The organism is Aquidulcibacter sp. (assembly GCF_044346625.1).
Classification (GTDB): domain Bacteria; phylum Pseudomonadota; class Alphaproteobacteria; order Caulobacterales; family Aquidulcibacteraceae; genus Aquidulcibacter.
Genome location: NZ_JBIIYV010000017.1, coordinates 43,773 through 50,857, shown reverse-complemented (window position 1 = coordinate 50,857; position 7,085 = coordinate 43,773). Strand labels below are relative to the sequence as shown.

General features: G+C 58.0%; 5 protein-coding genes. 4 read left to right on the top strand and 1 reads right to left on the bottom strand.

What is annotated here, in order from left to right:
* Nucleotides 1-735, top strand: a 735-nt coding sequence (locus ACIQ20_RS06665; protein ID WP_395778626.1) for an aldehyde dehydrogenase family protein, incomplete at its 5' end; no start/stop codon positions are given.
* 185 nt (nucleotides 736-920) lie between these two features.
* On the opposite strand, the gene ACIQ20_RS06660 is transcribed toward ACIQ20_RS06665, so the two are convergent.
* Nucleotides 921-1,679, bottom strand: a complete 759-nt coding sequence (locus tag ACIQ20_RS06660; protein WP_395778624.1) for an alpha/beta fold hydrolase — start codon at nucleotides 1,677-1,679, stop codon at nucleotides 921-923.
* Nucleotides 1,680-1,688: 9 nt separating this feature from the next.
* Here ACIQ20_RS06660 and ACIQ20_RS06655 point away from each other — a divergent pair, with 9 nt between their 5' ends.
* The 3 genes from ACIQ20_RS06655 to polA all read left to right on the top strand — a co-directional run bounded on the left by ACIQ20_RS06655 (nucleotide 1,689) and on the right by polA (nucleotide 7,068).
* Nucleotides 1,689-2,486, top strand: coding sequence for a tyrosine-protein phosphatase (locus ACIQ20_RS06655; RefSeq protein WP_395778622.1), 798 nt, complete (start codon nucleotides 1,689-1,691; stop codon nucleotides 2,484-2,486).
* A gap of 46 nt (nucleotides 2,487-2,532) precedes the next feature.
* Nucleotides 2,533-4,080, top strand: coding sequence for an acyl-CoA carboxylase subunit beta (locus ACIQ20_RS06650; RefSeq protein WP_395778620.1), 1,548 nt, complete (start codon nucleotides 2,533-2,535; stop codon nucleotides 4,078-4,080).
* A 78-nt stretch (nucleotides 4,081-4,158) separates the two neighbouring features.
* The gene (gene polA / locus ACIQ20_RS06645; protein ID WP_395778618.1) at nucleotides 4,159-7,068 is read left to right on the top strand and encodes a DNA polymerase I; all 2,910 of its coding nucleotides are present in this window, start codon (nucleotides 4,159-4,161) and stop codon (nucleotides 7,066-7,068) included.
* Nucleotides 7,069-7,085: the final 17 nt, after the last annotated feature.

Here is a 7,085-nt window from a genome sequence, read left to right as displayed (position 1 = left end):
GAGACGGGCGGCCTCAACGCCATGTTTGTCGACACCACGGCTTTGAAGGAACAAGTGGTGGATGATGTCATCATCTCGGCTTTTGGCTCTGCGGGTCAGCGTTGTTCGGCCCTGCGCCTGTTGTTCCTGCCACATGAAACGGCTGATGCGGTCTTGGATTGTCTGATGGGTGCCATGGATGAGTTGGTGTTGGGCGATCCTGCACGCCTCTCCACCGACATCGGCCCTGTGATTGATGGCGATGCGCGGACAATTTTGGAAGCGCATGAAGCCCGCATGGCGCAAGAGGCCAAGATTTTGAAGAAGATCGATACGGGCGCACTGGCAGAGCAGGGCCATTTCTATGGCCCATGCCTGGTCGAGATTGATAGCCTCGACGTCTTGGAAACCGAGGTTTTTGGCCCAATCCTGCATGTGATCCGCTATCACCCTGAGGCGATTGAAAGCGTTGGCGCCGCCTTGGCACACAAGGGCTATGGCCTCACGCTCGGGTGCCACACACGGCTCGACAGTTTTGTGGATGAGGTGGAAGCGGCTGTTCCCGCTGGCAATTACTACGTCAATCGCACCATGACGGGCGCGGTAGTCGGCGTGCAACCCTTTGGTGGCGAAGGCCTATCGGGCACCGGCCCAAAGGCAGGCGGTCCCCATTATTTGCACCGCTTCGCCACTGAACGTACCAAAACCATCAACCGCGCCGCCCAAGGCGGCGACCCGCGGCTGTTTAACTTGTAGGCTTCTCCTTCCTTGCCAAAACTCTCCATCCGTTCCGCGATCCATCCTCTCCCGCTTTTGGTGGGTTGATCCCTCACCAAAAGCACCCTCTTCTTCGCCGGAAAGGCAGGATCGTCATAAGACAAGCCGTTCCAAGTGAATAAAATTTGGTCTTGCGCAGGCCCAGACGCAGCTCACACCAAGCCCTAACTCAAAAACGCCACCAGTGTGTCGCGAAATGCGGGCTCTCCCACGGCACTTAGATGATTGCCGGGCACCAATTGGCAGGTGGCATTGCCGAGTGCTGCAGCCAAGGCCATCGGGTCACCATTGTCGCGGTCTTGATCCCCATTGACGACGCGCACAGGGGTTTTGATCGTGGCCAGCACGTCACCTGGGGTGGAGACTTGGGTGGAGAGGACGCCTAAGGCTGCCTCTGGGCTCATGCCGCGTTGTTTCAGGATCGTTTGGATGTAGGCTCCGGCGCGCGCGTCTTTGGCGTTTGGGCCATTTTTGATGCCATCCTCAAAATAGTCCTTGCGCGTGCCGACCGTTGTGATGCCTGCATCACCCATGCCTCCCAAAAAGACTTTGGCAGGACGGCTATGGCCGCGCGCCAGGATCCGCACGGCCGTGCGCGCACCCAAGGAATAGCCGATGAGGTCAAAATCGGTAATGCCGAGTTGGGCCAACAACACTTCTTGATCCTGCGGGAGCGCGTCTTTGGGATAGGCAGTTGGGTCGGTCGGCGCGTCTGATTGCCCATGACCGCGCAAGTCGGGCAGGATGATGCGTCGCCCGGTTGTGGCCATCGCGGCGGCGAGGCCGGGGTCAATCCAATTCAGCTGTGCGCTGGCAAGAAAGCCATGCAGAACCAGTGTTGGCCGTCCATTTGGCGAACCAGTTTCAGTCCAAGCCAGATTTAGGCCGTCAAACGTCTTGAAGCGCGCGGTTCTGTAGTCCATGTCCGTCTGATGACCTCACCTCTGCCGCCCCCATTCGTTTTTGTCGAAGGCGTTCGCAATTTTCGCGACTTTGGCACCTATCCAACCCAATCCGGCCAGACTGTGCAAGCAGGAAAGCTCTTCCGCTCTGCCAATTATGCGCAAGTGACTGAGGCGGGTAAAGCGACGTTCCGCGAAACGGGGATTAAAGTCGTTGTTGATCTTCGTCACAGCTTTGAGCGCGACATGCAACCAAGCCAATTAGACGGGCTGCCGGTCGAAATCTTGTCCTCCACTTTGGGCGATGGTGATGGGCAGACCCTGCCGCCGCATTTGCAGTTTTTGCGCGATACCGACCTGACGCCAAAAGCGACCCACGACTACATGCTGTCGACTTATCGGCGGATCCCATGGGAGCCTCCGCATCTGGCGCTCTTTACGGAGACCTTTGATCGCTTGGCAGAAGGAAAAGGCCCCGTTGTGATCCATTGCGCCGCTGGCAAAGATCGTACGGGGATTTTGTGTGGTCTCATCCTCTATGCCCTCGGTGTCGATCTAGAGCGCATTGAGCATGATTATCTGTTGACCAACCATGTTGCACACGACGCCAATTTACTGGCCCAATATGCCACAATGATGGGGAGCCAATTTGATAAGCACATAGATCCTGAAGCCCTAAGGCCGATGATTGGCGTGCATCAGGACTATTTGGCTGAAGCTTGGGCTGAAATGACGCTTCGTGATGGTGGGCTTGATGGCTATCTCGACCGTCTGGGCGTCGATGCCGCCAAGAAGGCCGCTTTAGCGGATTATTTGTTGGCGGGCTGATGGGTTAGGTGTTTGCACGCCTGAAAAGTCTGGTTACAGTCTAATGATGAGCTGGAAACCTGAGATCGAACAACTGCGTGCCCGTGAAGCCCTCGCCGAACAAATGGGCGGGGAAGAACGGGTGGCCCGCCAACTGGCGCAAGGCAAATCTACAGCCCGCGCCAGGGTCGATGCGCTTTTGGACCCCGGCAGCTTCCACGAGATTGGCAAGATCGCAGGCGTTGCGGAATACAATTCCGACGGCTCCCTCAAGAACTATCTGCCGTCCAATATGGTGACAGGACGTGGACGGATCGACGGTCGCCCGGTTGGCGTGATTGCCGATGATTTCACCGTCCGCGGTGGGGCTGCAGATGCTGCCATCTGGCAAAAAATGGTGCAGGCCGAAAAGTTCGCTGGCGAGTATCGCATGCCCCTGATCCGGATGGTGGATGGCACCGGCGGTGGCGGCAGCGTGAAGATGCTAGAAAAGGACCCGCGCACCTACATCCCGGAGACACCGGGCTGGGAAGTTGTGGTCGCCAATATGGGCCAAATCCCTGTTGTGTCGCTGGCACTAGGTCCCTGTGCAGGATTAGGTGCCGGACGGGTGGCCGCCAGCCATTATTCGATCATGGTCAAAGGCCTGTCCCAAGTCTTTGTCGCAGGGCCACCTGTGGCACGCGCCATTGGCGAAGACATCGACAAGGAGGGTCTTGGTGGTTGGGAAATCCAAGCGCGCAATGGCGTCGTCGATGAAGCAGTCGACAGTGAAGCCGAAGCCATGGCCTATGCGCGGCGCTTCCTCTCTTACTTGCCGGGCTCTGTCGATGATCTGCCAGCTCGTGCGCCTAGCCTAGACCCCGCCGATCGAAAAGAGGAGTTCCTCCTCTCCATCGTGCCGCGCGACCGGGTGACGCCCTACAAGAGCCGGAAGATCGTTGAAGCCTGCGTTGATGCAGGCTCGTTCTTTGAGATGGGTAAAGCGTGGGGCCGCTCGATTATTACTGGCCTTGCGCGGATCGATGGTTGGCCTGTCGCCATCATGGCAGGCGACCCCTATGTGCTCGACGGGGCATGGACGGCAGATGCCGCCCGCAAAGTTGAGCGCTTTGTTGACCTCGCCAATACCTTCCATTTGCCCATCGTTCACTTCGTCGATTGTCCGGGCTTTGCTGTGGGCCGTAAGCATGAGCAGGCTGGCGTCACCCGTGCGGGCATCCGGGCGATGAGTGCAATTTATCAAGCACGCGTGCCCTTCTGTGCAGTGGTCATACGCAAGGCCTATGGCCTGGCAGGCTCTGCCATGTTCAACCCCTCGCGCGCCAAGGCCCGCTTCTGTTGGCCGTCGGGTGACTGGGGCAGCTTGCCCATGGATGGCGGAGTGGAAGCAGCCTTCCGCCGTGAGCTGGAAGCCCATCCAGACCCGGCCGCACGCTTGGCAGAAATCAAAGCTTGGATGGAAGGGCTGCGCAGTCCGTTCCGTACCGCTGAAAGCTTCTACGCTGAAGAAATCATCGACCCGCGCGACACCCGTCCGCTGCTCTGCGAATGGGCAGGCCTAGCCCGCCGCGTCCTGCAAACTGGGCCAGTTGCCACCCATATGCGGCCTTAAGTCTGGCCGTCGGATTCAGGTGTGTCGACGCACGACTTTGGGATTGGAAGTGGCGGCACGCTGGCCTAAGATCAGCCCATGACACATCCTGTAGGCCCCGATTCCCGCGTAACCCTTGTTGATGGCTCCGGTTACATTTTCCGTGCCTTCCATGGCCTGCCGCCCTTGACGCGCAAAAGCGATGGCGCGCCTATTGGTGCGGTATCGGGCTTCTGCAACATGATCTTCAAGCTGTTGGCCGACGAGCGTGATGGCGATCAGCCTACCCATTTGGCCGTGATTTTTGACGCGTCTGGCCCGACATTTCGCAATGACATTTATCCCGCCTACAAGGCCAATCGACCCCCAGCGCCTGAAGACTTGGTACCGCAATTCCCGATGATCCGGGAAGCCACCCGTGCCTTTGGCCTGCCTTCCATCGAGCTATCCGGCTATGAGGCCGATGATCTGATCGCCACCTATGCGCGGCAAGCCGCCGAGAAGGGCGCGAAGGTTCGTATCCTATCGTCCGACAAGGATCTGATGCAGCTGATCACCGACAAAATCTTCCTTTATGATCCGATGAAGGACCGGCCTATGGGCCCCGAGGCGGTCATGGAAAAATTCGGTGTTGCGCCAGCGCAAGTCATCGACGTGCAGTCCTTGGCTGGCGACAGCACGGATAATGTGCCCGGCGCACCCGGGATTGGTGTGAAGACAGCCGCAGAATTACTGGGCATCTATGGCAATCTGGAAACGCTGCTGGACCGCGCTGAAGAGATCAAGCAGCCCAAGCGGCGCGAGACCCTGATCCAGTTCCGCGAACAGATCGAAATCTCTAAGCGTCTCGTCACGCTGATGGATAATGTGCCGGTACTGGAGCATCTGGAACATTTCGGGGTGCGCGAACCAGAGCCGACTATTTTGCTGGATTTCTTGCGCAAGATGGAATTGCGCACCCTGACTGGCCGGGTCGAAGCCGGGCTTCGCCGGGATGGGTATGTGGCGGATAAGGCAGATCATGGTGAGCTACCAGCGGCGCGCGACACAAGTGCGGCTCCCGTTTCTGCGCCTAATGCAGACGGCGCGCACACAAACCAAGCCGTTATCCCTGCAGCCGTCCATAGCCCTATCGACACCAAGGCCTATGAAACCGTTACGAGCCTTGCCCGCCTGGACGACTGGCTGGCCCGGATTCAAACGCAAGGCTATGTTGCCTTTGATACCGAAACGGCCTCGCTCAATAGTGTCAGTGGGGTTCTGGTGGGCCTGTCACTCGCGGTTGAGCCCGGAATTGCCTGTTATATTCCCCTCGGCCATCGCGGCGCAGGCGATGTGGGTGTGACAGGTGACCTGTTTGGCGGGGGTCAAGACACGGTCGCGAAATTGCCTGGCCAATTGGAGTTGGCCGATGTTCTGGCCCGCCTGAAGCCCATTCTAGAAGATGATGCGATTTTAAAGATTGGCCAGAATCTCAAATATGATGTCTCGGTTATGGCCCAGCATGGCATCGCCATCAGCCCGATTGATGACACCATGCTGATGAGTTTTGCCCTCGATGCTGGGCGCAACTCCCACGGCATGGATGATCTTTCACTTCGCTTGCTGGCCCATCAACCCATCGCGTTCAAAGATGTGTGTGGCACCGGCAAGTCGCAGATTAGCTTTGACCAAGTGGCCCTTGACCGGGCAACCGCCTATGCCGCCGAGGATGCGGACGTGACCTTACGCCTGTGGCACATCTTGAAGCCGCGCCTGGTGCAAGAACGTTCGACCACTGTCTATGAAACCCTTGAGCGGCCCTTGGTGCCGGTGATTGCCGGGATGGAGCGGGCAGGCGTCAAGGTCGATGTGGCAGAATTATCGCGCCTATCGCTGGATTTTGCCCAGCGCATGGTTGGCCTTGAAGCCCAAGCCCATGAACAAGCTGGTGAAGTCTTCAATCTGGGCAGCCCCAAACAATTGGGCGACATCTTGTTCGGCAAAATGGCTTTGCCCGGTGGCAAGAAAACCGCGACTGGCCAATGGGCGACAGGGGCTGATGCGCTGGAAGATCTGGCAGCCCAAGGTCATGAATTGCCGCGCACCTTGGTCGATTGGCGCACTTTGGCCAAGCTCAAGAGCACTTATACCGACAACCTAAAAGACGCGATCGACCCCACAACGGGTCGGGTGCACACATCTTACAATATGGTGGGTGCGGCTACAGGGCGTCTATCCTCAACCGACCCCAATTTGCAAAACATCCCCATCCGCACCGAGGAAGGGCGCAGGATTCGCCGCGCCTTTGTGGCAGAGCCCGACCATGTTCTGATCTCGGCCGACTATAGCCAGATTGAGCTGCGCCTGCTTGCCCATGTCGGCGATATTCCGCAATTAAAAAAGGCGTTTATCGAAGGCTATGACATTCACGCTATGACGGCGTCGGAAATGTTCGGTGTGCCGCTGGAAGGCATGGACCCAATGATCCGCCGCAAAGCCAAGGCGATCAATTTCGGCATTATTTATGGCATCTCTGCCTTCGGCCTGGCGCGTCAATTGTCGATCCCGCAAGGCGAAGCGCGTGATTACATCGCCACCTACAAGCAACGCTTCCCCGGTATTCAGGCCTATATGGACCAGATGAAGGCGATGGCGCGTGAGAAGACTTATGTCGAAACCATCTTTGGCAGGCGGTGCTGGGTTCCAGGCATCAATGCCAAAAGCCAAGCCGAGCAGGCCTTTGCCGAGCGCCAAGCCATCAATGCACCCTTGCAGGGGGCAGCTGCCGATATCATCAAGCGCGCCATGATCCGCCTGCCAAAAGCCCTAAAAGATGCCGGATTACAGGCCAGAATGTTGCTACAAGTGCATGACGAGCTTGTATTTGAAGCGCCTTCAAGCCAAGCCGATGCGACATGCGCTCTGGTCGCCGATGTGATGGAGAAGGCTGCTTTACCGGCGGTGGCCTTGTCTGTGCCTTTGGTGGTAGAGGCACGCGCAGCACTCAATTGGGCCGAGGCCCACTAAACCAATTAGCTCCCTCA

Excerpts from the sequence above, each read along its gene's own strand:
- ACIQ20_RS06660 (WP_395778624.1), bottom strand. The coding sequence starts at position 1,679 with ATGGACTACAGAACCGCGCGCTTCAAGACGTTTGACGGCCTAAATCTG.
- ACIQ20_RS06655 (WP_395778622.1), top strand. The coding sequence starts at position 1,689 with ATGACCTCACCTCTGCCGCCCCCATTCGTTTTTGTCGAAGGCGTTCGC.
- ACIQ20_RS06650 (WP_395778620.1), top strand. The coding sequence starts at position 2,533 with ATGAGCTGGAAACCTGAGATCGAACAACTGCGTGCCCGTGAAGCCCTC.
- polA (WP_395778618.1), top strand. The coding sequence starts at position 4,159 with ATGACACATCCTGTAGGCCCCGATTCCCGCGTAACCCTTGTTGATGGC.